This window comes from Trinickia mobilis, from assembly GCF_017315705.1.
Classification (GTDB): Bacteria; Pseudomonadota; Gammaproteobacteria; order Burkholderiales; family Burkholderiaceae; genus Trinickia_A; species Trinickia_A mobilis.
Genome location: NZ_JAFLRF010000017.1, coordinates 92,570 through 117,521, shown reverse-complemented (window position 1 = coordinate 117,521; position 24,952 = coordinate 92,570). Strand labels below are relative to the sequence as shown.

Genomic DNA, 24,952 nt, shown 5'->3' with positions numbered 1-24,952 from the left:
TGATATGGACGAGTGGACGAAGGTTGGACACCTGAATAGTAGTATGTCGACTACTCGATGCATAGATCGATTACGAAATCGACATATTTGTAGAAACCGGGCTTCCGGCTTATGATTAATAGCTCCCACACGCCTGCTAGCCCACCCTGAGAAAACATCGACATATGGATCCACGATCGACCAGGAAATCTGCCACCTTTGGAGACGACCATGGACGTCCCAATGACGGCACGCGTGCGTCGGCTCATGCGGAGGAGGCTCCACGCCGCATTAACGATGTCGAATACGTTTCGAGCGACGAGGCCCTCGACATGCTATCGATCAAAAAAGAGTCGCTATACACGTACGTCAGCCGCGGACTGATCCGAACGACAAAGCACAAGGACGGGCGCCGCCGCCGCTATCTAAAGTCAGATGTGGAGAAGCTGCGCACTCGCTCGCCCGGGCACCTCGAAAAACCGCATGTATCGCACACGTTGCGTTACGGCGAACCAATCGTACAAACCTGGATCAGCGAAATTACTAACCAGGGCCCACGTTATCGAGGCCATCTCGCCACCCGCCTCGTCACAGACTTGCGCTCCTTCGAAGTCGTCGCCGAACTGTTGTGGACTGGGGTGCTGAATCCACGAGAGGTAGTCTGGCCCTTACAGGTCATTCCTGCCGACATATCCGTGCATACTGCCGCTCGCCAAGCTCAATCGCCCAACATCAATCCGCTTGCATGGCTTACCTTGCTGACGCACCTGATCAGCACCTCCCCTCTTCTCGAAGCATCGACCCGTGCCCACGATCCGGTTTCGACTGGAATCCAGCTCATTCAGACATTTTGCGGTGCAGCAGGGCTGATCGGACCGAAAAGGACATACCTGCCTCCGAATGAAGGTGAGACGGTGGCGGCATGCATTGCTCGCGGCCTCGGGCGCGAAAGGGACAGTGAGGTGATCCGCATCCTCGACGCAGCGCTGGTGCTTTCGGCCGAAAACGAGCTTGCTGCGCCCACCTTTGCGGCGCGCATTTGCGCATCGACAGGTGCCGACCTGTACGCGTGCGTCGCCAGCGCCTTACAGGTCCAGTCCGGCCCGATGCAGGTCGGCGGCACATTCGATGTGGAGATCATGCTCGAAGCGCTCACACGCGCTCGCGGGAGGCCCGAAAGCCGGCTCGCCGGCTATTCGCGTGGGGGGCTGCCCTGTTTCAATCACCCGCTCTATGAGCGCGACCCGCGCGCTGCCGCGCTGCTCGCCCTTGTCGCCAGCCTCGAACGGCCACAGGGCGGCACGCCCGCAGTGCTCGATTTCATTGTTAGCACGGAGCGTTCAAGCGGCCAGTATCCCAATATCTTCGCTGCGCTTGTGGTAGCGACTCGGGCGCTCGGTCTGCCGTCCGGCACCGCAGCATTTCTTCACACTGTTGGCCGTACTTCTGGTTGGCTCGCGCATGCCGTCGAGCAACGGCTAACCGGCACGATGCTGCGGCCGCGCGCGAAATACATGGGAGCAAAGAGTAGTGATTGATCCACGCCGCCCGCGCTGTCACCCGCGGACGGCGTCTCTTCACGAGTGAGGCAGCGTGTCGCGCGCTTCGCGCAATTCCCCTGACGCGGACGAACAGTTGGACGCGCCACTTTCTCGGTTTTTCAGCGTATTGAGTCTTAAAAGCACTATCGCGGAAATCAATGCAGGCAGGCTTGCGGCGGCAAACACTCCCGACATGCCCCACTGGGCCTGCAGCATCGCGCCGCCGATCAATGGGCCAAAGATCGCTCCGAATCGCCCCATGGCAGCAGCCCACCCGATTCCGGTCACACGTATCGCCGTCGGATAGACGTCACTAACAAGCGCATAAAGCGTACAAATCGTGCCTTGAACGCAAACCCCGACGATGAAGATGATAAGCAAAATGCCGTTGTAAACACCGGCTGCGTGACCTAGCACTCCGACCGACACCGCACACAGCACAAAAGCGCCACTAAGTATCCGGTATACACCGTAGCGATCGACGAGCTTGCCAAGACCAGCTGCGCCGGCAACACCGCCAAGATTAAACGTGACGAGTGCGACCATGGCCCGTGACAACGGCAAGCCTGCCTCCTTCAGTATCGAAGGCAGCCAGCTTGAGATCAGAAACGAAATGAGGAACACCATGAAGTAAGGCACCCATAGTAGCAAAGTGCGCTCTGCTCGACCTTCCGCAAACAGCAGGGCGACCGACCCGCCGCGGTGAGTGACATCGGGATTCACAAAGCTCGCCCCTTCCTCATATCTGAAGTCCGGAGCAATACGCGTCAACAGCTTCGCAATATGTCGACTGTCATACCCCGCAGCGACGAGAAACCGGATCGACTCTGGCAGCAGCCAACCCAAAAGCATGCTCAGAAGGACAGGCACAATTCCTCCGATCCAGTACACCACGTGCCAGTCGAAATGCGGAATCAGCGCCCAGAACGCAATACCACCAACTACCGCACCAAGGGGCGTTGCACTAACCGTGATTGCCACAGTCCGCGCTCGTGCTCGCTGTGGTGAGTATTCGGCGACAAGTGCCAGCGCATTCGGAATGCCGCCTCCCAAACCGACACCGGCGAAGAAGCGGACCGCCAACAGCGCCGCCCACGTGTCGGCATATATTGTAAGTGCGGTAAATACGCCAAATATCACGCAAGACAACTGCAAGAGCCGCTTCCGGCCAAATCGGTCGGCTATCGGACCGACGATCAATGACCCGAGCGTCAGACCGGCCAATCCGGATGCGAAGACCAGCCCCAAGGAAGTCACTTTGCTCCCAAGGTGATCCGCCAACAGCGGCGCAGTGAAGCTAACTATCTGAATATCGAATCCGTCGAGCAAGATCACCAAGCCGCATAGCAGGAACAGCAACCACTGTTGACCGCCAATTCGCCGACGGTCTATCTCTTCACCAACGTCATACTGCGTGCGATTCATCGCGTGGCCTCCGGTGGACCTCGTTAATTGCGTTCTGCTGGCGCGCTGCCTGGGTCAGGCCGGGATCTCCATTCGAGATCCGGTGACGATTTCGACGATCGCGGTCGCATCGCCGGTGGTTATGCCTCGCCATGCGACGTGCCCGTCGGGGCGAACAAGCACGAGCGGCGCGCCATAGAGCTTTGCAATCGCGGCATCGCTTATCGCATGTACGGTCACCGGTGCACCCCGTTCGCGCAGTGCATCGTGCAGGCGATTGACTTCGGATTCCATCGCCCCGTCAAAGACCATCAGCACGAATCCCTTACCGAACAGATCGAGCGTCGACCGACCATCCTCGAGCCAAGCATGCGGTGCCCGCGCCCCTGGACGGGCCGTCTGCACATAGATAGAGTAATCATCGGGGGGCGCACTTGTACCATCAGGCACCACGATAGGCGAATAGTCGTAGCGGTACCCGATCTGCAGTCCGAGCGACTCCCATTCGATCCGCGTGGATTCGCGCATTCTGCTGCCAATGAGCTTGCGAACGCGCTCGCCTTCCTCGGTATCGTCGCAAACCGAAGCGGCATCTGGCGCATCCTTCCACGCGCGGAAATTCTGCGTCGAAAAGTCAATATTGCGCTGTGCCACCGGCCGGCGTTCGGGTTCGTAACTATCAAGCAAGCCCGGACCGCCCCAGCCTTCTAAAACGCCTTGCAGCTTCCAGCCAAGATCCAGCACTTCCTGAATCCCTGTATTCATCCCCATTCCGCCAGTGGGCGACATTGTGTGGAGGGCATCACCCGCCAGTAGCACGCGTCCCTTGACGAACCGCTCGGCCAGCATTTCACTACGTCGCCACGGCACGATCGACAACACCTCGAACGGTACGTCGGCCCGGCCGAGCGCCTCGCGGACGTAGGCGCCGGCGTCGAAGGTGTCCAGATCCATTTTCTCCTCAGAACCCAATACAGTCAGGCGCCAGATTTCTCTCCCGTCTACAACTGTCAGGTTGCCCCATGTACCGTTCGGACCCACGAAGAGATACCGCTCTGCCTCGCCCTTATCGTGAGATTCGTTGAAACCAGGGATGCGCAGCAATACATTGATCGAATAGCTTAGCAGGCGGCCTCGCATCGTAATACCGAGCTGCTCGCGAATAGTACTTGTTGCCCCGTCGCAGGCGACGACATACTGACTCTCGACGGTAATCAGCTTGCCCGTACGCAGATCTGTCAGCACGGAGCGCACGGCGTTATCGGTTTCAACGAAACTTTCGAAACGGTGCTCATAGCGGATCGAAACCAACGGGTTTTCCCCGGCGACATTCGCTAGGATTGGCTGCAGCCACAACTGCGGACAGCGCTGCTTTTTCTCGGGCGTCTGCGCCGGCGTTGGCGCCTCGTGCATGCTCGGATAATCCTCACGATCTAAAAGAAAGCCGTTCAGATTCGTGCAAAACACCATCGACAGCCTGTAGTCCTCTGGAAACCCACACGCCCGAACACGGTCGGCAAATCCCCAACGGCGGAAGCCCTCCATGGTCCGCACAGCCACCAACCCCGTGCGTGGATGTTCGATGTTGCCATCGCCCCGCTCTACCAACGTACATTCAATTCCACGCCACCCAAGGTCGATTGCCATCGCAAGTCCAATAGGGCCGGCACCAACGATCAAAACCGGTGTCTTTATGAGCTCGTTCACCACTAATTCCTCCCGTGCTTTGCACCCCATCCGCCGCACAACTGCGGTCGCCAAGTCTGGGAAATTATCGTTAGACGCTCGTGTCGCGTCCAATGGATAGGAGAGAGACACTGTATTCATGAACTGAATGGCAAACGAGCAGGGACTCGCCTCCCCTGACTGCAGGACCGTAACTGTGCCTGCACATATGCACGACGCGAAGCGTATGTAGCGAGGATTGCGACCTCAATGCCCCGAAAATTCCTGCCGATGTGTCGTCATCCGCTGCGCTCGTCAAGCCAACATAGGTACCATTGCCGATTGCGAACTGCGCTATCCAACTTATATTCGACGCACGGAACATTCACATCGTGAATTTCAGGTCAGAAAGGCCTTGATCGGCTGGCCTGATGCATGGGGATGCTTCTGAAGACAACTGGGGAAACTGGCAAGACGCCGGCATGAATATAAACACACTAGACCTGAACCTGCTGCGGGTCTTCATCGCGCTGTACAAGGAACGAAATGTGTCGCGCGCAGCAAGCGCGATCGGACTTACCCAGCCCGCCATGAGCAATGCACTGCTCCGGTTGCGTAGAAGCTGCAATGACGAGCTGTTCGTCAGAACGAGTCAAGGCATGAATCCCACGGCTTTGGCGGAGCAACTTTCTGGACCGGTTCGAGAAGCATTCGTTCTTCTTTCTCAAGCGCTGGAATCGCCGTTTGCATTCGATCCCGCATCGTCCAGCCGCATCTTCCGGTTGTTGATGTCCGATGTCGGCGAGACGATCATTCTTCCCCAACTCATCGATACCGTGATGCGCAGTGCACCTGATGTACGCATTGAAGCCATGCAGATCCCGCACGACCGATACGCGAGCACATTGGAGGCAGGCGGCGCCGATCTAGCGATCGGCAATCTTCCTTTTCTAAAGTCGGGTTTCTTCCAGCAACGGCTCTTCGAAGACGAATATTGTTGCATTGCCCGGCAGCAACATAACAAATTACAAGGTCGTTTGTCGCTGCACGACTATGTACAACACGAACATTTGCGCGTGAGCAGTGGAAACGCCGAGATACTTGTCGACAATGAACTTGCACGAAGGCGCCTTCGCCGAAAGATCGTGTTAGTGGTCACGCATTACCACACTGCCGCCGAGGTGGTTGCAACGACCGATCTGCTTGCAATTGTGCCGCGCAACTTCGCACCTGACCCCGGCAAGCTTCGCCTGCTACCGCTACCTTTCGACGTTCCACATGCCAAAGTGCGACAGTTCTGGCACAAAAAAGTCAACCATGACCCAGGCAATCAGTGGCTACGCCAAGTCATAGCCGGGCTGCGATGGCAGAACCCCAAAAAACATTCACGAACCGTAGTGGCCTTGTGAGAGCGTGAGAAGGTTTGTGCTGTGCCTGCACCCGCCCTCAGGTGGGCCATGCCAACAAGGCGCGTTCCACCGTTTCATTGAGCTCGTTTGCACTGGCTCCTGCGGCTGCTAGAACGCCGATTCCGCTGAAGATCGCGTGTACGTATCGTGCAAGTGCCCCCGAATCCGCGTCCGGCGGCAGGTCGCCCTCAATTTTGGCCTGCTCGAAGCGCTTCCTCAGGACAAGTTCGAGAGCCTTTCGTCGCCTCGCGAGTTCCTGCGGAATATCGTCGTTGTCCGGCCCGGCTGAGAGGCCAGCCTGAATCAACAGACAACCTCGAGGTTCGGTTGGGTCAGTCAGCCACTCCACGGCTCCGAAGAGCATACGCTCGGCGACTTCGCGAGCAGTGGCGCCCGCAAGCATCCACCTCTTGTGAGCCGCCCTACGCTGCCGGTATCGATTCAAGACCGCGTCGAACAGGCCGCGTTTGTTTCCAAAAACCGCATAAATACTTGGCGCATTGACATCCATGGCCTTCGTCAGCTCCGCCATCGAGGCACCGTCGTAGCCGCAGCACCAGAAAACATCCATTGCGCGGTCCAAAATTTCGCCTTCATCGAACGTGCGAGGTCGAGCCATCTTCGCCTTCCATCTGTAAATTTATCGATCGTTACAAAATCAACTTGACACCCGCGGGCGAGCGTCTTTATTGTATTGTATCGATCATTACATAACTGGACAAGGTCGCTCATGGACACTTCATTGCAAGGTAAGATCGCAGTAGTCACAGGGGGCAGCAGCGGTATCGGTCTGGCAATCGCCAAAGAGTTCGTTGGCAAAGGCGCCTTTGTATTCATTACGGGACGCCGACAACCGGAGCTTGACGCGGCGGTCGCCGAAATCGGCAGGAACATCGTCGCCGTCCAAGCCGACTCGTCGAAGCTGGCCGACCTGGACCGCCTATTCGAAACTGTGAAAGTGCAGAAAGGACGCGTGGATATCGTTGTGGCCAACGCCGGCATCCTCGAGAAGGCGCCGATTGGCCAGATGACCGAGGCGCATTTCGACCGGCTCTTCACGATCAACGTCAAGGGGCTTGTGTTCACGGTCCAGAAGGCACTTCCGCTCATGCCGGACGGCGCCTCCGTGATTCTCATGTCTTCGGCTGTAGCCAATAAGGGCCTGGGGAACAACAGCCTTTACGCCGCTACCAAGGCAGCCATCCGCAACTTCGCGCGCGGCTGGATCGTCGATTTGAAGGCGCGTAGGGTTCGGGTGAACGTCATCAGCCCAGGGCCGATTGAAACCCCAGGTGCCGCCATGGCCGGCGCGTCCGTTTTCGCACAGATTGCGGCACAAGTCCCCGTCGGCCGGCTGGGCGTGCCCGATGACATTGCCAACACCGCAGTATTTCTCGCATCGGACGACGCGAGCTTCATCAACGGCGCGGACATCCAGGTTGACGGTGGTTGGGCTCAAATCTGAATCTGTATGCAGCCGAGGGCCATGGCCGACGGCGCTCGGCGGTTGAAATGTAACGAGTGAATTTTTTCGAATCGCTGGAATCAATACAGGATGTCCGCACCGGACTACAGTCACTCGCTTCGGCTCGACCTGCGTTTGTTCTACTCTGAGTGGTTTTCGACACTGCACGCCATTCGAATCACAAGCGGAGCTTCCTGAGCAGAGCCATTTCCATCCATTCGAGCGGCGAGGCATTGAGAATGTCGCTTCCCATGAGCGCGCCGGTCTTGAAGTGGTTGACCTGCCCCATCTTGTTGAATTCAACGCCATCTTTTGAAATGAGGCCGAGGCCGACTAGCTCGCGCGCGGCCTTCACGGTCGTCTTGCCCTAATAGACGCTCTTATAGGCCGACATGAGCCCGGTGCCGACCGCGTGCTCGCCATTTCCAGAATCAACGGCTCCGTCTGATAGAAAAACGCGTGTTTGTGCATCGGTTCCGCCGCCACGCTGCCGGTTTGTATGAACGGCATCCATTGATCGCCGCCGACACGGCCGCCGGTCGCGGTAAATCACTTTCCGCGCCATGTTCGCTTCGTTTTTTCTACACTTCGCACTCCTTTTATTAGCGGTTCGCGCGACGCTCTTCAATGTTGCTTGAGATTCCTTTTCCGCTCCGCCTATCACACACAGAATTCCGACATCGGCCAAATCGGTCGATTCCGCTCTCGCCAGATCCATGCGCCCCCATGGAGGCAACTATTTTTCGTTTTTCAGAAAGGATTCATTGAATGCAGAAATCACGCCTCAACAAGACGCTCCTCAAGCTGTCGCCTCTAGTCGCATGCATGACGATGATGCTTGCCCAAAACGCGTCCGCGCACGGCTGGCTGGATCAGGGCCGCAATTACCTGTGCAAAACCAAACAAAATACGGGCTGCGGGGAATGGATCTTGTACGACACGCAGAGCCTGGAAGGGCCGGATCGATACCCTGATACGGGCCCGAAGGACGGCACTCTTGCATCGGCAGGTAAGACCCTTCCGCTGAATGAACAGACCGCCGACCGCTGGAAAAAAGTCGATATCAAGACGGGCAGGAATACGTTCAAGTGGCACCATACCGCGCCTCACAAAACCAGGGACTATCGATTTTTCATCACAAAGAAAGGCTGGAATCCGAACAAGCCGCTCACGCGTGATTCGTTCGAGTCAACGCCGTTCTGCTCCCTGGAATACGACCAAAAATTTCCGCCTTACGACTTGCCGATGGAGTGCAACGTCCCAAGCGACCGCTCGGGCTATCACGTGATTCTCTCCGTGTGGGATGTGGGCGACACCGCTGCGAGCTTCTATAACGTGATGGATGCGAACATTGTCCCGGGCGACGGCGGCGGCAATGGCGGCACGCCGACTCCGCCGCCGACGCCGCAATGGAAGGAGGTCGGCGCGATCGAACCGTCTCTGGATCTGAAAGCGGGCGATAAAGTCAAGACTCGCGTCTTCAAGGCTTCCGGCGAGGTAAGCAGCCTGTCCACGTCGATCACGATCAACTCCGACAAGAACGGCGAGCGCAACGCATGGGGGCTGCAACTTGCGAAGGAAATCAACAAGAAGCAGTCCGCGTCGATGATGGCCGGGACGCTCGGCACGAGCGGCTCGATTGAGCCGGCGGCAGGAAAGAACGACATTTTCACGAAAGACGGCAGCGGCATCAAGCGCGTCGAAATCGAGATCCAGAAAAAGCCGGCCGACAGCATCAACCCGTCGTTCACCGTGACGGTGAAGAGCAGCTATCCGATCGTGGGCGGCAAGGCCAAGGTGGATCCGTTCGTGACGGTCAACAACGCCGCCGCGATCAACGCCAAGCTGTACGACGCGCGAAACAAACTGGTCGGCTTCACGCCGGCGATGATCGAGCGCTCGGGCACCGTGAGCATCGATGTACCGGCCGCGCAGGCGGGCGAGCATACGCTGGTCATCACTTCTCGCGAACGAGATGGCGAGATGGAGCAGCAATCGTTCGACATCAAGCTGACGGGCGGCGAAAGCAGCGACACGGCCGACAACGCGAAATGCGAAGCGGCGCCTTACAAGCCCGGCACCGCGTACACCGGTGGTGCGAAGGTTCAGCGCGACGGCAAGATTTACACCGCGCGCTGGTGGACCCAGAATCAGGAAGCGGGCAACGCCGCATACACTGGCGCCGATGGCAGCGGCAAGGTGTGGAAGGACAGCGGTTCCTGCAAGTAAGCTGACTTAGCGGTATTCCGGCGCCCCTGGGCGGTGACCGGAACGGATCGCCTCTTCGTGCGAAGAGGCGATTTTCATTGGATTTCCTGCCCCCATGAAACGGTTCGATCGGCACACGCCGACTCGGACCGTTTCCTCTGCCCCTCCCCTATCCGATAAATCATCGCGCCCATTCGGTGCGGTGCGATTCCTCTCGGTGTGCTGGATTGAGCGCTTACGGTCAAACAGGCGCTGGAAAAACGTCTAGCTGAATAATGCCGGGCGGCTCCCTGGTTTGCGCCGGTGCGGTACAAACCAGGAGTATCGCATTTAGTACCACCCCTCCATCTTCAGCAACAACGGCTGCTGTTTTCCCCCCTTGAGCCACGCATCGTATGCATCGGTCAATTGCCCGACGAACTCTGGCTTGTCTTGCGCATAAGCGAGATAGCGGGTGGCAACGGTAAATGAATCGGCATTCTCCTTCGATTGATTGATTTTGTTCGCCTTTGCTTGCCGCTCGGCCAAAGTAAGCGGCACGCCGGGCATCTCCTGGTCCAGCATCGGCAAGCTCGCCAATTTCGTCAGATCATGAAATCCGGGTTGGGCCATGACGCCGATGTATTCGTGATCGTCGGTCTTGAGGGCCCCGTGGGACAGTTCGTGGATGGCGACGTGGGCGACATGTTCCGGACCTAAATGCGAGGTGCCCTGGATTTCGGCGATCTTCGCGGTGTAGACATTCACATACTTTCGCTTGTTGCGGTCGTCACGCCCATAAGCATCCATATTGAGTTCGGCGACGACGCTTGCCTTGCCCGATTTGGCCTGCAGGTAGTCGATGTTTTTTGATGTCTTCAGCTTGTCGAGTGCACTGTGAACACTCGCGATGTTCTCCGACCATTTTCCAAGATAGGACTCCTCCAGCGTGCTGCCGAAGAATATCTTGCCGATTCGCAGTGCGTTCTGCCGATTTTTCGGCTCCTTGAGAAATTTTTGGGCTTGATCGAGGCGCTTCATGCCCAAGCTCTTTGCGTCTTTGAAAAGCTTGCCACCCGCTTTTCCGTCCGTTGCATTCAGTCCGGCGTTGTCCTTGAAGCGCAGCGGATTATTCCGCACCATCCTGAACAAATTCAGCCCATCGACCGACCCCGCCGGATCCGGATTCAGCCAGCGCCCCAGCCACGGCGCGTAATAGCGGTAGCCGTAGTAATACAGCCCCGTCCCATCGCGCTCCTTGCCTGAATAGCGCACCGTCTTGTATTTGGCCTCGCTCTCGCTGCGGGCCGCCCTCAGTGCGGTGCCGCCGAACGGGAAATACTCCTCGCGGCTGATTTTCTGGCCGCTGCCGTCCAGCTCCAGCACGCTGGAGCCCAGTTGGTCATCCAGGCTGTAGCGCGCCTGGTCGTTGCCGATCCCGGAGGGTTGGCCGGCTTCCCAATGCAGCACCCGCAGGCCGCCGTCCGCCGTTACGACTTGCAGGCTTTCGTTGATCTTGCGGCCGCCGCCGCTGATATCCGACTGCGATGTCTCGCGCCATTCCAGCCCCGGCAGGTAGCGCACCTCCTCGCGATGCGTCTGGCTGCCGGCACGCCAGCTGCGCACCTTCCTGACGCGCTGCCCCCCGCCGTCGTAAATGTAACGCTCGTCGTCGGCCGGGCCGTCGGCGTGCTCGGTTTGCACGGTCCGCTGCAATTGGTTGCGTTCGTCCCAGGCCAACGGCTGGCCCGGCTGCAGTTCGCGCACATTGCCGTTGGCATCGAAGCAGCCGTCGACGTCGCCCGGCATGACGCCAGGCCGCTTGGCGACCGCCCGGTTCGAGCGCGGCGAGACCAGCATCTCCAGCGTGTAGCGCTGCGCGCCAGCATGCACGATCGCTTCCAGGTTGCCGCCGCGGTCGTAGCGGTATTGCCGCACGTAGTTGGCCAGTTGCCCATCGTCGCCCACCTGCAGCGGCGGCAAGCCGGGACCTTGCTGGCCGGCTTGCGCGCTTTCCGGGCCGCTCGCTTCGAGCAGCTGGTACAGCGCGTCGTAGCGATACGCGCGCACCGGGTCGATGCGCTGGTTGGCATGGTGGCGCACCGGCTGCGTGCCGTCTTCGATCCGGGTGACGTTGCCGACCGGATCGTATTGATAGCCCAGGTCCTGCAGCACCACGCCGTCGCGCTCGCGCACCGAGCGCAGCGCGGCCAGCCGCGAGGTTGCGGGCTCGTAGCGATAGTCGCGCCGCACGCCGTTCCCCGCACGGCTGGCGAGCAACTGCCCGCCGGCGTTGTAGCTCGGCTCGGTCAGCACGATTTGTTCGGCCTCAGCGACAACCCCTGCGGCCAGTTGCAGCCAGCGTCCCTTCAAGAGTCCGGCGCGGTCGTACGCGTTGCGCCGCCGATGACCGACGGCATCCAGCTCGCCGATCACCGCGCCGAACGCATCGTAGTCCCAGCGCGTCGCGTATCCCGCGCCCGGCTCCAGCAGCGCTTCGCTGGCCGCCGCCTCTTCCGGCCAATCCGGGGCGTCGAGCGCGGCCAGGAAACGGCGGCTGTCGGCCAGCGGCTGGCCGTGCAGGCCGTAGCCGGCCAGCGCGCGCCGCCCGGCCGGATCGTCGTGCCGCCACAGCTGGCCGCGCAGGTTGTGCGCGGCCGCATCCGGCGCATCCTCGCCGTAGGCGTAGCGTTCGCGGCATTGCGCGGGCGCGTCGCCGCGTTGTTCCTGCACCGCCAGCGGACGGCCGAGCGCGTCGTGCTGCCGGCGCCGCTGCTGGCCGTTGCCGTCGGCGGCCCATAGCGGCCGGCCGGCGACGTCGGCCAGCGCCAGCCGCAGGCCGGCGTCGACGCTGTCGCTGCGCAGCGGCTGGCCCGACAGCGTGTGCACGGTGCGCAGATTGGGCGCGGCCAGCCGCGCATCGGTCTGGCTCAGCAGCTGGCCGGCGGCATCGAATTGCTGCCGGCTGATGCGCGTATCGCGCGGCTCGTCCGGCGCGCTGCGGTTGTAGGCGACCGTGCGCACCGTCAGGCCGCGGTTGTCGCGCACGATGACGTTCGGTGTGTCGCGGTGTAGCGAGGAACTCATTTGCTCACTCCTTCAGTGTCATCGGATCGTGCCTGTGCATCGTTGCCGGACGGGCTGTAGCCCTGCCGCGCCAACGGCACTGCGGCCGGATCCTTCGCCTGCGCGCGCAACGCCTCGACCTCGGCCGCGGTGTCGTTCTCGTCCTCATGGCTCTCGAACCACACGCCATAGGTCGTCCGTCGCAGATAGCCTGCGGCGGTCCACACTTCGGTGTTGCGGCCCAGGGGGTCATAGCACAGGGTGTCGTAGCAACCGTGCTCGCGCAGCGCGGCATCGTTCACCGTGTGGTGGCTGTCGAGGAAGTACGGCCGGTAGGTGCGCACAGGCAAGCCTTTGTTGTTGTACTCGACCCGCTCCGACACCACCCAGCGCGGATCCGCGTCCTGTTCGAGCAACTTTCCGTTGTCGATCGCCAGGTTGCCCTGGCCATCGCGTACATAGGCCGGCCCCGGTTCAGTACGCAACTTGGTCTGCAGGCTGCGGCCAAAGCCGTCGGCAAACACCAGCGCACAGCGGATCTGGCGCTCGGGGTCGTCGGGGTAGCGGTCATGGGTCAGCACGGCGCTGTGCACGGGCTCGCGCGGCAAGCCGTCCAGCACCGCGCGAACCGCCGCCTCGGTCTGCGGGGAAACGCCATCGAGCGGCGTGCCCGCGAAACGCCGGCGGGCACGCACCCGGCCTTCCGCGCTCACCCAGCCCCGCGCCAGCAGCGACGCCTGGATCCCCTCCAGCTGCAGCGCCCCGGTCTTCAGCGCCGGGGGCAGCGCATCCCACCGCACCTGCGGCATCCAGCTGAACGGCTCCTCGTAATACACCACGGACGCACGACGGATCGCGCCGGCAGGATCCGTCAGTGCTTGCTCAAGCCCCACGACCTCGCTGCGGTAGTCGCCGACCGGATCGAACCCCACCGGCTGCGCCGCTTCCGTGCCGTAGAAGGCTGATACCCGGACCCGGCCCAAGGGGTCGTGGGCGACCTCCTGGACATTGTCGTTGGGATCGGTCAGGCGCCAGGGGGCGAGTTGGCGGTAGTCGAACTCGGCCCGCGTGATGTTGCCGAGCGCATCGGTGACCTGAGTGACGGCGCAGTAATACGGGTCGTGCCCGACCTGGGTGACAGCACCAAAGGGATCGACTTGACGGTCGAGGCGCAGAAACCCCGCACGAGGGAGGTAGCGGGTCTGCGCACTGGGGACCCAGTAGTACCCCTCGGCCAGCAAGTAACCAGCCTCATCCATGGTCTGGCGCAGACGCTCGCCTTCCAGGTGCCCCGCAAAAGCTTCGGCCAACAGCTCAGGCGTCGCTTCGGCATGCTCGGTATGACTAAGCAGTCCCTCACGCGAGGCCTGCCCCAACGGCAGGGCATTACCGCTAACCGCGTCGCGGTAGTACAACCGCGCCCAGCCGCTCAACTCGCCTCGCGCCGTGTCATTCAACGGACTATCGGATGCGGCGAGAACCTCATGGCTCAGCAGCCCCTGCGGCGCATCAGGCCGCGCCCAGTGCCACACGGCTTCCCGGCTCTCGTAGGCCAGCCCCAGCCGCCATTCGTCCTCGTGATCCAGATGCAGCACCTGTCGCGTCTGTTCGGTGAGGTAGAGCATTTCCTGCTGCTCGTCGTTGCATTCGTCAGGCGTGGTCGGATTGGGACGGCGTGGGTAATTGATCTGCGCACTGCGGGTGACGCTGCCATAGCGGTCGGCCTCGAGCAACACCTGATGGGCAATCAAGGGGTCCGTCATGTCGCGCTCGTATTGCCAACTGATCGACTCGGCTGCGCACCGCCCTGCACCTCCCGCACCTGGTAGCGCGACTCCGCCACCGAATAGGGCAAAGCTGCTGCCGGCGCATCGTCCAGCCCATACACCTCGACGCGTCGGACCTGCCCGCTCAGGGCCCGTCGCGCAGCCGTCAGCCAGACGGCCGGCGGCGCACCGATCGGCTGATCATCGGCATCCACGTAGCGGGTGGCGCCCAACGGCCAGGCCTGCGCATCGTCCTGGTTATAGCCGCGGCGATCGGCATCGAACTCGGCCCCGACGCAATACCAGGTCCGTGTTTCCGCCGGCGCGGTCAGAGTCTTGTCCTGGGATCTCGCGTCCCCTTCCCCTTCCGTGTCGCGATGGATCACCAGGCCAAAGCCGCGATATTCACGCGAAGCGCCATCGTAGTACCCCGATCGGTAGCGATAGCGCTGCGTCAGCCGGTTGCCGCTGATCTCGTCCAGCGTGATCTGCTGCGACACCACCTGCACCGGGAACGGCAACCGGCAGACCGCCCCCGGCTGGTCGCGCTTCTCGTCCAGCCACTCCTGGGCGGAACTGCGGTAGGCGACCTGCGCATCCAGGCCCCGGTTGTTGTTGTAGCGATCGAGCAGGTGCGGCTTGCCCGCGGGCGAAAACTCGCAGAGCCAATGCCGCAGGGTCATGTGCGGGCAGGTCAGCACCAGGCTCGCGCAACCGCTGCCGGTCACATCCGCGAAGGTCGCCAGGCACAGGTCGTCAAAGCGCAGGGCGTCGGGAAACAGCAGCTCGGTCGGCGCGGCAAAACTGTTGCCGCTCTGGTTGGCAAAGATCCGCAGGCGGTCCACCTCGATGTAGATCAGGTCCGCCGCGCCGTTGCCATCGAGATCCGCCAAAAAGACGCGCCGCGGGTCGAAGGCCGCCGCCGCGAACGGCAAGCTCGCCAGCCGGATCGGCTGGCCGAAGCGGCCATACCCCAGGTTCGGCCAGCACTCGATGCGATCGGCCCGCACCCGTACCAGGTGGCTCTGGCCACTGCCCAGGACATCGGCGAAGGCGACCAGTTCGTTGTCGGCTGCCGCAAAACTCGGCAGGCTATCCTCGCCTTCGTGGGCCACGTCGCGCGGTGCGGCAAAGCGCCCGTCGCGCTGGTTGGCATACAGCCGCACGCTCTTCGGCCCGATCAGGGCCAGGCTCGGCACGCCGCCGCCGAGCAAGTCGGCCAGTTGCGCGCCGTCGGCGAAAAACTCGGTGGGTAACGCGGCAAACGGCGTGAATCCTTGCCATTGGCCATCCGGGCCCAGGCTGAAGAACCCGGCCAACCCCGGCGCCGTGACCACCCAGTCCAACCGGCCATTACCGTTCAGGTCCATCAGCGCGCGCCCCACTTGCGGGGTCAGGCCGCCGGTCGGCAACTGCGGCAACGGGCGCCAGGGCCCATAGGCCACGGCGTTCTCATCGCCGGGCACCTCGGCCCGTTGCGGCGCCCGGTACAGGTAGCTGCTGCCGTCGCGGAACAGCACCCCCGGCAGCCCCTCGCCGTACACGTCGACCAACTGGTAGAGCACGCCGTCGTGCATGTCCGCCAGCGCCTCGAACGGCTCGAAACGCGCCGCCTGGCGGTCGTACGGCGACATGCCGAACTCCAGCGGCGGCAGCGCCGCCTGGCTCTCCAGGCCGCTGGCCGGGTCCGGGCCATAACCGTGCACCGTGGCCGCCTGCAGGGTGGTCAAGGCGGGGGCCTCGGCGTACTCCAGCGCCAAGCCGCGCACCAAGGTCGGCTGCCCGGCGTTCAGCTCGGCAAAGCGGTGGAACATCAACACCTGGCGGCACAAGCGATGGGTCCGAACTTCAAAGCCCGCCGCGTACTCCGAGAACGCATCGGCGCGGGCGAGCCAAGACCCCTGCTCCCAGTACTGGGGCCGCTCCTGCCCGGGCAATTGGTGCTCGCCATAGTCGAACACCAGCTCGAAGTGCCATGCCTCGGCGCTGGGCACCGAGCCCGTGATGCTCAGGACGTATAGCCCGTCATAGGCCTCTTGATTGCCGTACAGCACCCGCTTGAGGTAACGCTGCGCTCGCCTCTCCCGCGGCGCTTCCGCCGGCGTCTCCGTAGCCACGTTGTCGGCGTTTTCCACCTTGTACTGGTACAACAGGTGCTGGCCATCGACGCTGACCGACTCCACCGGCAACCAGCGCAGGATCCGGCCGGGCTCGGCCGGGTCCTCGATCCGCGCATCGAACGCCCACACGTCCGCCTGTTTGCCGAACACGTGCTGGCTGCCGTCGGCGCCCCGCAGCAGCCAGAAATCATCGCTCAGCAGCGTGCCCGACTCCGCCTTCCATCGCTCCAGGCGGTCGAAGCCGCCCTCGACGCAAGGAAAGTAGCGCACCACCCGGTAGGTCGTCCCCGCCAGCTGCCGCGTGACGGCGACCACCTGCCCTTGCGCGTCGCATTCCGGTACGAGTCGCTCCCCCGATGGCCCGAGAAACTCATCCGTCTCGTCGTCATAGCGCGGCACCCCCATGGCCGTGCGCCGGGCAATGCTCGGCAGGCTCAGCGCCCAGCCCAGGCCGAACGGGCCGTTGCCTTGGCCGCTGGCGTAATCCAGGGCGAGCGCCGGGGCGAAGCCGCGGCCGCCGCTGATCGGCAACGGCACGCTCAGCGACGCCACCCCGCTCATTCCGCCCCCGCTCAACGCCTCGCCCAGCCCCTGGATCGCGCCACCGCCCTTGGGCAATTCCATCTGCGGCAGTTGTACCGCTTCTTGCAGTTTCATCTGGATACCTCACCTCGATTGCGCGCCGATGAAGGGCGCCCGGGCGGCAGCCCCGGCGCCCGCCTGCCCCGTGCCTATCGCGATCGCGATGGCGACGGGAGGGCTCGCGACGGCGACTGGACCGCTGCCTGGACCGCCTCCCTGAACGCGCGCCCGCCATTCTTCGCGGTGTAGCGCACCCGCACGATCACATCCGTCAGGCTGCTCAGCAGCGCTTGCTGACGCGCATCGTCCGGATTGGGGAAGCTCAGTTGCCAGGTCGAGACCGCCCCGGTGCCCTCGAACGGCAGGTAGCGTCCGTCGCCGAAGTTCAGCACGAACAGCCCGCTGTCCTCGACCCCGGTGGACAGCGCCACCTGCTGGCTGGCCCGCAGGTTGGACTGGACGTTGTCGCCCGCGCTGCCCTCCGGCTTCAGCAGCCACTTGACGCCCTCGATGTCCGCCGCGCTCAGCACGTGGCTGCTGGTTTGCGTCAGCTCCGCGCGCACGTCCTGGTACGGCGCGCTCACCGCCGGCAGCGACACCGACACCGAAGCGATCTGCCGCAGGTAGTGCCCCGGGTAGTCCTGGTCGTAGTCGCGCTCGCTCAGCGCGAAGTCCAGCGTGCCGTTCGCCTGCAGACTCGCCAGCGCCTGGTTCCAGCCGTCCGGCTCGCGATCCTTGAGCGCCTTCAGCGACACCGTCTTGACCACCTCCAGGCGCCGTTCGTTGCGCGTCAGGTAGGCTTGGTCCATGCGCTGCAACGCCAGCTTCAGCGTCTCCCCGGCCAGCAGCCCCTTGTACAAGTCGCTCCAGCCGCCGCCCTGGATAAAGCGCGAGCCGAACTCGCCCATCTCGTATTGCCAGGCCGCCTCCGCCGCCAGGCACAGCGACACCACGGCGTCATACGCCTGGAAGTACAGCGCGGAGAGCTGGCCGATCAGCCATGGGTACAGCGCCGGGCCGGTAAAGCGCGTGTCGAGGAACGCCAGCATGGCCTGCAGCTGCGCCTGCTGCGCTTCCACCTGCTGCAGCTGGGTCTGCGCCGACTGCTCCTGCAGCGCCTGCGCGGCGATCTGCTGCTCCAGCTGGGCGATCTCGTGCTCGGCCTGCTGGTATTGGATCTCCCAGTCCGAACGCCGGCGCCGGTACTGCTCCGAGGTGTCCAGGCGCTGCGCCGCCATTTCGGTGGCCATGCCGATCGCCTGCAGCCCGGCCCCCACGCCGGCCAGCGGCGCGCCCCACTGCGAGCCGCCCACGGCCACCCCGAAGATGTTCGGCGCCAGCGACGCCAGGCCCCCGGCAATCATCAACGGCTGCGCGGCAATGTTCAGCGCGCCGGCCGTGGTGCGCAGGTCCATGGCTTGGCTTTCGGTGCTGGAAACAGGCTCATCGAACAGCTTGCGGTAGTGGTCGCGCCGCGCTTGCGCACCCGCCTTGCCCAGGCGCAGCCCCTCGACGCTCGCCCGGGTCATTTCGATGGCCTGCTGTTGCAGGGTCAGCGTGAAATCCAGCAGGTCCAGTTGCTGGCTCAGTTGCAGTTGCTCGATGTCCTTGGCGTCCTTGCGCTCCAGCAGGCCGAGCAAGGTGCTGCCGTACTGGATCAGCGTCTCCACCGCCTGCAGGGCCTTGTTCTGCATCACCAGGAACCGGTACGGCGGAATCGTCAGCGCGCCCGCCGCGCCCCCGCCGCCACTGCCCGCCCCGCGGCTGCGCGCGGCCAGCAGCTCGCGCGGGTTGGCCTGCGGCGCGAACAGCGGCAGCACCAAGGGCTTGCCGTCCAGCGTGAGGTTGTGCCGCAGGTTGAACAGCCGGCTTTCCAGGCTGTTCCAGTAGGCCAGCAGCTGGGTGTTGAGCGCCGGGCGGAACGCATCCGTGTCGGCCGCGCGCAGCGTCCAGTCATGCACCACCGGCAGCAGTGGCAGCTCCGGGTGTTTCGCCTCCAGGGCGCGCAGGCGCTGCGACGTGCCCCCCGCCACCTCGGCCAGCGGCCTCGGTTCCCAGCGCGAGGTGTAGCCCAGGTCGGGCCGCTCGCCGAGCAGATCCAGCGCCGCCACGTACCACTGCCGGGCGCTGTTCAAGCCATCCGGCGTCAGCTCGCGGTAGGCCGCATCGCCTCGGTCCTGCAGAGTCTGCACATAGCGCAAGAACACCGCCTTGCGGTAATGCACCGGGTCCGAGGCGGCAATCCCGTCGGGGTCGTCCGGCTGGACCAGGCGGCTGGACTGCGACCCCTCCTCCACCAACGGCCGCACGCTCCAGTACGGCGGCTTGCCGTCGGGCGTGCCGGGGTCGAGCGGGTTGAAGATGGTGTGCAGCCAGTCGGTGGATTCCTGGTGGCGCTGCTCCAGGTTCAGCCGCCAGGCCACCAGGTACGGCAGGTAGAAGAACAGCTCCCAGAAGTACAGGCCGTTGGCGCCGTGGAAGTCCATCTTGAGGTTCTTCGCATTCGGGTCCTCCATCGGCGGCTCGGGCATCTCCTGGGTCGTCCAGTCGATCACCTGATCGAGCGATACGCTGGCCCGGCGGATCAGTTCCTTGCCGAACAGGGTGTTCAGGCGTACTGATTTGTAGGCGTAGCCAAGGCTGGACACGTCGAGGTACTGCGCGCCCTGAGTGTTCGAAACCAGTTTCAGCGCCTGGATGCTGCTGGTAGCCTTGATGGTGACCTCAAACAACCTTGCGCCAGGTGTAGGAGAAATGCCCTTATCCCATCCGGTAACAAACTTGTATACGAGCGTGCCGGGCTTGAAGTCGGCTTGTGCATCCAGGCTTTGCGCGCCATCCATTGGCTCGCTGGCATTACTCGCAAGCTCCGAGCCCAATGAATCATTATTAACCGCCCAGATGGCGTATTTACCCGAATCAAACCGAACAAACGACGGCGCAGTGTAAGTTGCATAACCGATTGAACCAAATGGATGTTCATAATCAACTACCGGGGGTGTCGACATCCTTCCGTGAAAATCAACAGATATCCCATCCCGAGGGGCACTAACAAGTACATCTTGAATTGGAAAAGATTTTTCAGTCCACCCACCATCTCCCGTTGTCTCCGGCACAAGCATAGCCCCATTAAATCTTAGCGCAACCAGTTTTGTCTTGGTTTTTTGATCTGGCGTACTTACACTTAAGTTTCCACTAACCTTGAATTGATTGTCGCTCGCAGGCACAAACGTAGCTGTAGTGCTCAGCCCTACATACCAAGGCATATAAGTACCATTGATATTCGATTTTAATATAACTTTTTTTCTGGAACATTCAGGGTTAACTTGGGATCACTGTAAATACTTCGCGTGAACGAATTCGTTGAAGTTAATTTGAATGCCTTGCCATCAAATTGGACGTCCAATTTGATGGCAGAGACTGCATCACCGCTCCATCCGGGTGACGTGTTGTCTTTCGGGATAGCACTTTCCAACATGTAGTCAGAGTTGGTGTACGGGTGTAATACTCGTCCGTCCTCACCTAGCGCCGAGATCAACTCCTCCCCAAAAGGCTTGCTCACCACAGTCAGGAGCATGTCACATACGCATTGTGCCAAGGGAGTTTTGCCGCCTTTCTGATACGCTATCAGCGCCAGGTAAGGATCGTTCTCACGCAGATCCACGGTCACGATCAGGCGATTGGGCTGACTGGTATTGCCCTTCAGTTTCTCTTCCTGCAGCAAATGCGGCACCGACCACGTATCGTCGAACTTCTTGTGCGCGATATAAAACTGAAGGATGTAGTCTTTTTCGCCCTCGGGGACCTCCGGCTTTTGCGGCCGCGCCTCGACATTGAGCCAGCCCACATACAGCCGGTTGTTCAAGAACACCGGCCGCACCCCGCCTTGAATCGCCGTGATCTGCGATGTATCGGAGGTTTTCAGGTTTTTCGAATCGGGCAGCGGCAGGTCGATCTTCTTCCAATCGGTCCACGCAGACGGGAACAGCACGTGAGTGGTCGGGTTGCGCAGCGATATGTCCAGTTGCCGCCAGTAGTACTGGTAGGGTTTGGAACGGGTGCGGCCGATGAAGTAGTAGGTGTCCTCCTTCTGGTTGATCCCGTCCTCGTAGGCCGACACCACCTCCAGGTTGGCCACCTCCTCGAAACCATTCAGGTAGGTCAGCACCGCGTCTTCCACCGAGTCGCGATTGATCCGCCCTTGGTTAATGGTGTTTTCCAGCGCCTCGAACAGCTTGGTCTTGCCTTGGCGCAAGGTCGGCTCGATGTAGTTCTCCGGGTACTGCACCAGTTGCTGGCTGGCGGCCCAGAGCGGGTAGCGGCTGTCGGTGGTCTGCCAGCGCTCCACCTGCTTCGGCGCCACGCCGCTCTCATACCCGGGCTCGAGCTGCAAGGTGATCGCGCCGATGTATTGCTGCAGGCTCGCGATGGCCTGCGCCACCTTGCTGGTACTGACCTCGCACGACACCTGGTTGTCGATCAGCAGGTATTCGTAGAGGTCATTCGGAGTCTTGACCAGTTCCTTGAGCGAGGGATTGGCCGGCGCCACCTGGCCCAGGTAATAAGCGACACAGGCGTCGCGGCGGGCTTCCTGGAGCTGGGCCGAAATCGATTGCGCAGTCGTCATGAAACTCTCCATCCGTTCTTGAGGGCGTGGGCGGCCCGCCGGGTTGCGGGCGGCCCACGCAATGCGAAAGGGCCGGGCCCCGCGGGGCCCGGCAAAGGCGGGGTTAGGAAGCGGCGGCCCGGACCAGGCCGCGGGAGGCCGGCTGCGCCGAGGCCGGAGCCGGGGCTGGGACCGAATCCTCGCCACGCTCATCCGGTTCGCCGCCGAGCGAGGCCATCAGCGCTCGGGCCAGCGGCTGATACTCGTCGCGGCGGGGCAAGGCCGCCGTGGCGCCGCGCACGGTCAAGACGGCGCTGACCGGGACCCGCAACTCGCGGGTCATCTTCTGCATGCGCATCGCCCAATCGAGCTCCTCCAGCGAGCGCAACGGGTGGCCCACATCGGCGAACAGCGCCTCGACCGAGGTCTGATCCCAGTCCAGCACTTCGGCCAGGCGCGCCGCACAATCCTCCGGCGGCGTCACCGCGTTGGCGGCCATCAGGTAGCTGAGCACCTTCTCTTCCGCCAGCGGCGATTGGTTCACGAGGTCGCGCCAGCGGCTCAGCCAATACACGGTCGGTACGACCAAGGGAAGATCGACGGTCAGCGGATCGCCGTCCAGCCAACCCGGGTGCGCCAGGAACAGCGCCAGGGCCGGCGCGCTCAACTGCAGGATGGCGATGACCTGGGCATAGCGGCTCAGCCGGTACAGCAGCTCCACGTAGGGCGTGCTGGCCGCGCTGGGCGCGAGACCCGCGACCTGCCGCGCGGCGGTCTCGAAGGTGGCGGCAAGCAGCGCATAGGGCGAGCTGGCCGCCCACTGCAGCAGCCCGGGCACCAGCGCCGTCTCGCTGCCGAACAGTTTGGCCAACGCCGTGCTGGCCAGCGCCGCCTGCGCAGCCCGGGCCTCGAGGAGCAGCGTCACCGCCTGCGGTTTCAGCCGCGCTTTGTCGGCCTCGGCCAGGTTAAGGGGGGCCACGGCCGCCGCCGCCGCTTCAGTGATCGTCGCCTGCGCGTGCGCGTCGTCGAAGGCCAACACCAAGCCTTGTGGATCCAGCACTGTGCTCAGCAGGCGGTGCCAGTCGAGGACCTGGCCGTCGAGGTCCAGCGCCGGGAAGCCGCGTTGGATGAAGCGCTCGCTCAGCAGGCACTCGGCTATGGCGTTTTCCCGCAGCTCCTGGGCGAAGCGCACCAGCTCGGGCGTCTCCACCGGGATCTCCGCGGACAACCCGAGCAGCTGGCGCAATGCACTCGGCGCCAGGTTGATCGCACGCAGCCAAGTCGCCAGCGATTCGCAGGCGAGCAGACCGGGGAGGCTGTCTAGGCTGCTGCTCTGCACCTCGCTCTTAATAACACCTGTGACCCAGTCCTGAGCCACCGACCCCAACAGATCAAACAGGGCTACGCCTTCCATCACGCCCAAACCGAACAAGCGCGGAACGGTGATCGCCCGGTAGGGGTAATTCAGCACACGAATATTTCGCAATTTCCCCCCCAGCCACGACTAATAATCAGCCGCCATTCCTCACTGGTGATCTGCAGGCCCGCGCAGATTTTTTGCACCGTGGGATCGTCCGGGTCGTCTGGGTCGAACGTACCGAAATCCAAGACCAGCGCCTCTGAAACGCCTGGACGCGCACCAAACAACAGATCGCATTGCGGCGTCTGATTGCCGATGGCATTCACATTGATATCGCCGGTTCTCAACAACGAGATAGCAACATCGGGCACGATCTGGTAGCGCGCATGCCAACGGCGATACAAGCCCACGGCACGCTGCTGCAGCAACCGAAGGCGAGGAACACCGGCGTTCTCCGCGTGGGCAATCAAATGATCCAGGCGATCAAACGGCAGGCCACTCCAGCGCTGCAGCCGCACAAAGGCGTTGATCCGCCACAGGCGTTCCATATCCAGGCCTTGGATGAAGCCATTCGCTGTGTGCAGGTAGACCTTGTCTGCACTAGCGCCATGGATATATCGCACGCCGTAGTAATTGTGCGGATCGCTCATGGGCTCCGGCCCGGCTCCTGAACTCTCCGGCACAATCATCGCGCTCGGCACGGACGTCGAACGTATAGCGCGGAACTCGCCCTGCGCGAACAAATGATCCAGCTCCTCGCCGCTGAGCCCTGTCGCCTTGAGAAAGCTCGACACCTGGCTCAGTTGGCTGATCATTTCCGGCAGGGTGGTGACCTGCTCGCTCACCCCATAATGCCGCCGCAGAAATGCCATCGCCTCGTCGTCGCTGGCCGGCATCGGTCCGCTGATCAGCGCACAGGCCTCCTCACTGAGGCCGGATGACGCGAGCAAGGAGCGCGTCTGCAAGCCGGTCAATTCCGTGGGGTCGTCCGGCACCCGCGTGAAATACGGCGCCTTGAGGTCCGCCTGTGCGATCACCTCCCCCAAGTCGGTGTGCTGCGCCTGCAGCGCCAGGTTGATCTGGCTGTTCCAGAGATCGAACGGCAGGTTGAAGGGGTAGCGGCTGGTGGCCAACACCTCGTCCAGCGCCTGGCCGCCGAGCGTCGGCGCGATGGCCGCCTCCAGCACCTCGTTGACCAGGCTCAGGGTCGGCACCACCTTGTACGTGCTGTCCACATCCAGCACCAGTTGGCCGATATCCGGCCGCCGCGTGGCGAGTTTCAGCGCACCGGCGCCGGCGCTTCGCTCCAGCTCGGCCGCCAGCCGGTACAGATCCGCCAGGTAGGCCACGGGTGAGTCGGCGGCCTCGATCGCGCGGGGCGCGCACAGGTCGAACCAGGGCTCCTTGAACTGGCGCTGGTAGGTCGGCCCGCCCACCGCCAGATAGGCATCGGGAATGCCGCCGCCTTCCGGGAACGGCGTGCGTTGCCGCTGGCCCATGCGGATCGCCCGTGCCGCCTGCAGCAGTTGATTGGCGTAGCTGGTCGCCCGCTCATGCATTGCCGCGCCGTTGCCGTTGAGCTGGACGCCGTGGCGCGCCACGAACTGCTCGGCGCTCAGCTTGGCAATATCGAACACCGAATTCAGGCCGGCTTCGTGCAGAAGCCAGCTCATTTCGCGATCACCGGTCACTTGATCGATCAGGCAGGGAGCTTCAAGGGGCACCACGGAATCATTCATCACATACCTCTTCTGCAAGTGGAAAATTTGAACCGCCCCGCTTTCGTGGAGGCCCGCCGAGGT

The 24,952-nt window shown here is 62.4% G+C and carries 13 protein-coding genes and 1 pseudogene; 4 read left to right on the top strand and 10 right to left on the bottom strand.

The genetic code is table 11. From position 1 onward, the window contains the following. The first annotated feature begins 164 nt into the window (after positions 1–164). Positions 165–1,517, top strand: a complete 1,353-nt coding sequence (locus J3489_RS22360) for a citrate synthase (protein WP_374193474.1) — start codon at positions 165–167, stop codon at positions 1,515–1,517. 39 nt (positions 1,518–1,556) lie between these two features. On the opposite strand, the gene J3489_RS22355 is transcribed toward J3489_RS22360, so the two are convergent. Continuing rightward, positions 1,557–2,945 (bottom strand): MFS transporter, encoded by a 1,389-nt coding sequence (locus J3489_RS22355; RefSeq protein WP_207001716.1) that lies wholly within the window; start codon positions 2,943–2,945, stop codon positions 1,557–1,559. 54 nt (positions 2,946–2,999) lie between these two features. Beyond that, positions 3,000–4,631: an FAD-dependent oxidoreductase gene (locus tag J3489_RS22350; RefSeq protein ID WP_207001714.1), complete on the bottom strand. Its 1,632-nt coding sequence runs from the start codon at positions 4,629–4,631 to the stop codon at positions 3,000–3,002. Between the two features lie 389 nt (positions 4,632–5,020). Here J3489_RS22350 and J3489_RS22345 point away from each other — a divergent pair, with 389 nt between their 5' ends. Then, positions 5,021–5,998 (top strand): LysR family transcriptional regulator, encoded by a 978-nt coding sequence (locus tag J3489_RS22345; RefSeq protein WP_242540202.1) that lies wholly within the window; start codon positions 5,021–5,023, stop codon positions 5,996–5,998. A 37-nt stretch (positions 5,999–6,035) separates the two neighbouring features. On the opposite strand, the gene J3489_RS22340 is transcribed toward J3489_RS22345, so the two are convergent. Further along, positions 6,036–6,617 (bottom strand): TetR/AcrR family transcriptional regulator, encoded by a 582-nt coding sequence (locus J3489_RS22340; protein ID WP_207001712.1) that lies wholly within the window; start codon positions 6,615–6,617, stop codon positions 6,036–6,038. 111 nt (positions 6,618–6,728) lie between these two features. On the opposite strand from J3489_RS22340, the gene J3489_RS22335 reads away from it, so the two are divergent. Next, positions 6,729–7,463 (top strand): SDR family NAD(P)-dependent oxidoreductase, encoded by a 735-nt coding sequence (locus tag J3489_RS22335; RefSeq protein ID WP_207001710.1) that lies wholly within the window; start codon positions 6,729–6,731, stop codon positions 7,461–7,463. Between the two features lie 178 nt (positions 7,464–7,641). On the opposite strand, the gene J3489_RS22330 is transcribed toward J3489_RS22335, so the two are convergent. Further along, entirely contained in the window at positions 7,642–7,818 is a 177-nt protein-coding gene (locus J3489_RS22330) for a hypothetical protein (protein ID WP_207001709.1), read from the bottom strand. 413 nt (positions 7,819–8,231) lie between these two features. Here J3489_RS22330 and J3489_RS22325 point away from each other — a divergent pair, with 413 nt between their 5' ends. Next, the gene (locus tag J3489_RS22325; RefSeq protein WP_242540201.1) at positions 8,232–9,692 is read left to right on the top strand and encodes a lytic polysaccharide monooxygenase; all 1,461 of its coding nucleotides are present in this window, start codon (positions 8,232–8,234) and stop codon (positions 9,690–9,692) included. A gap of 309 nt (positions 9,693–10,001) precedes the next feature. Here J3489_RS22325 and J3489_RS38345 read toward each other — a convergent pair whose 3' ends face one another. The 6 genes and pseudogenes from J3489_RS38345 to J3489_RS22290 form a co-directional block, all read right to left on the bottom strand. Continuing rightward, positions 10,002–12,698: an RHS repeat-associated core domain-containing protein gene (locus J3489_RS38345; protein WP_309491402.1), complete on the bottom strand. Its 2,697-nt coding sequence runs from the start codon at positions 12,696–12,698 to the stop codon at positions 10,002–10,004. A 35-nt stretch (positions 12,699–12,733) separates the two neighbouring features. Then, positions 12,734–17,163 (bottom strand): annotated as a pseudogene (locus tag J3489_RS37780) (SpvB/TcaC N-terminal domain-containing protein). Between the two features lie 170 nt (positions 17,164–17,333). Beyond that, positions 17,334–20,027: a Tc toxin subunit A-related protein gene (locus J3489_RS37775; RefSeq protein WP_242540200.1), complete on the bottom strand. Its 2,694-nt coding sequence runs from the start codon at positions 20,025–20,027 to the stop codon at positions 17,334–17,336. Between the two features lie 446 nt (positions 20,028–20,473). Next, complete coding sequence (locus J3489_RS22300) at positions 20,474–21,811, bottom strand: neuraminidase-like domain-containing protein (RefSeq protein ID WP_207001703.1); 1,338 nt, start codon at positions 21,809–21,811, stop codon at positions 20,474–20,476. A 103-nt stretch (positions 21,812–21,914) separates the two neighbouring features. Further along, a complete protein-coding gene (locus J3489_RS22295) occupies positions 21,915–23,261 on the bottom strand; it encodes a hypothetical protein (protein WP_207001701.1) in 1,347 nt (448 codons plus the stop codon). Continuing rightward, positions 23,255–24,889, bottom strand: a complete 1,635-nt coding sequence (locus J3489_RS22290; protein WP_207001700.1) for a Tc toxin subunit A — start codon at positions 24,887–24,889, stop codon at positions 23,255–23,257. The genes J3489_RS22295 and J3489_RS22290 overlap by 7 nt, the downstream gene beginning before the upstream one ends. Positions 24,890–24,952 lie beyond the last annotated feature (63 nt).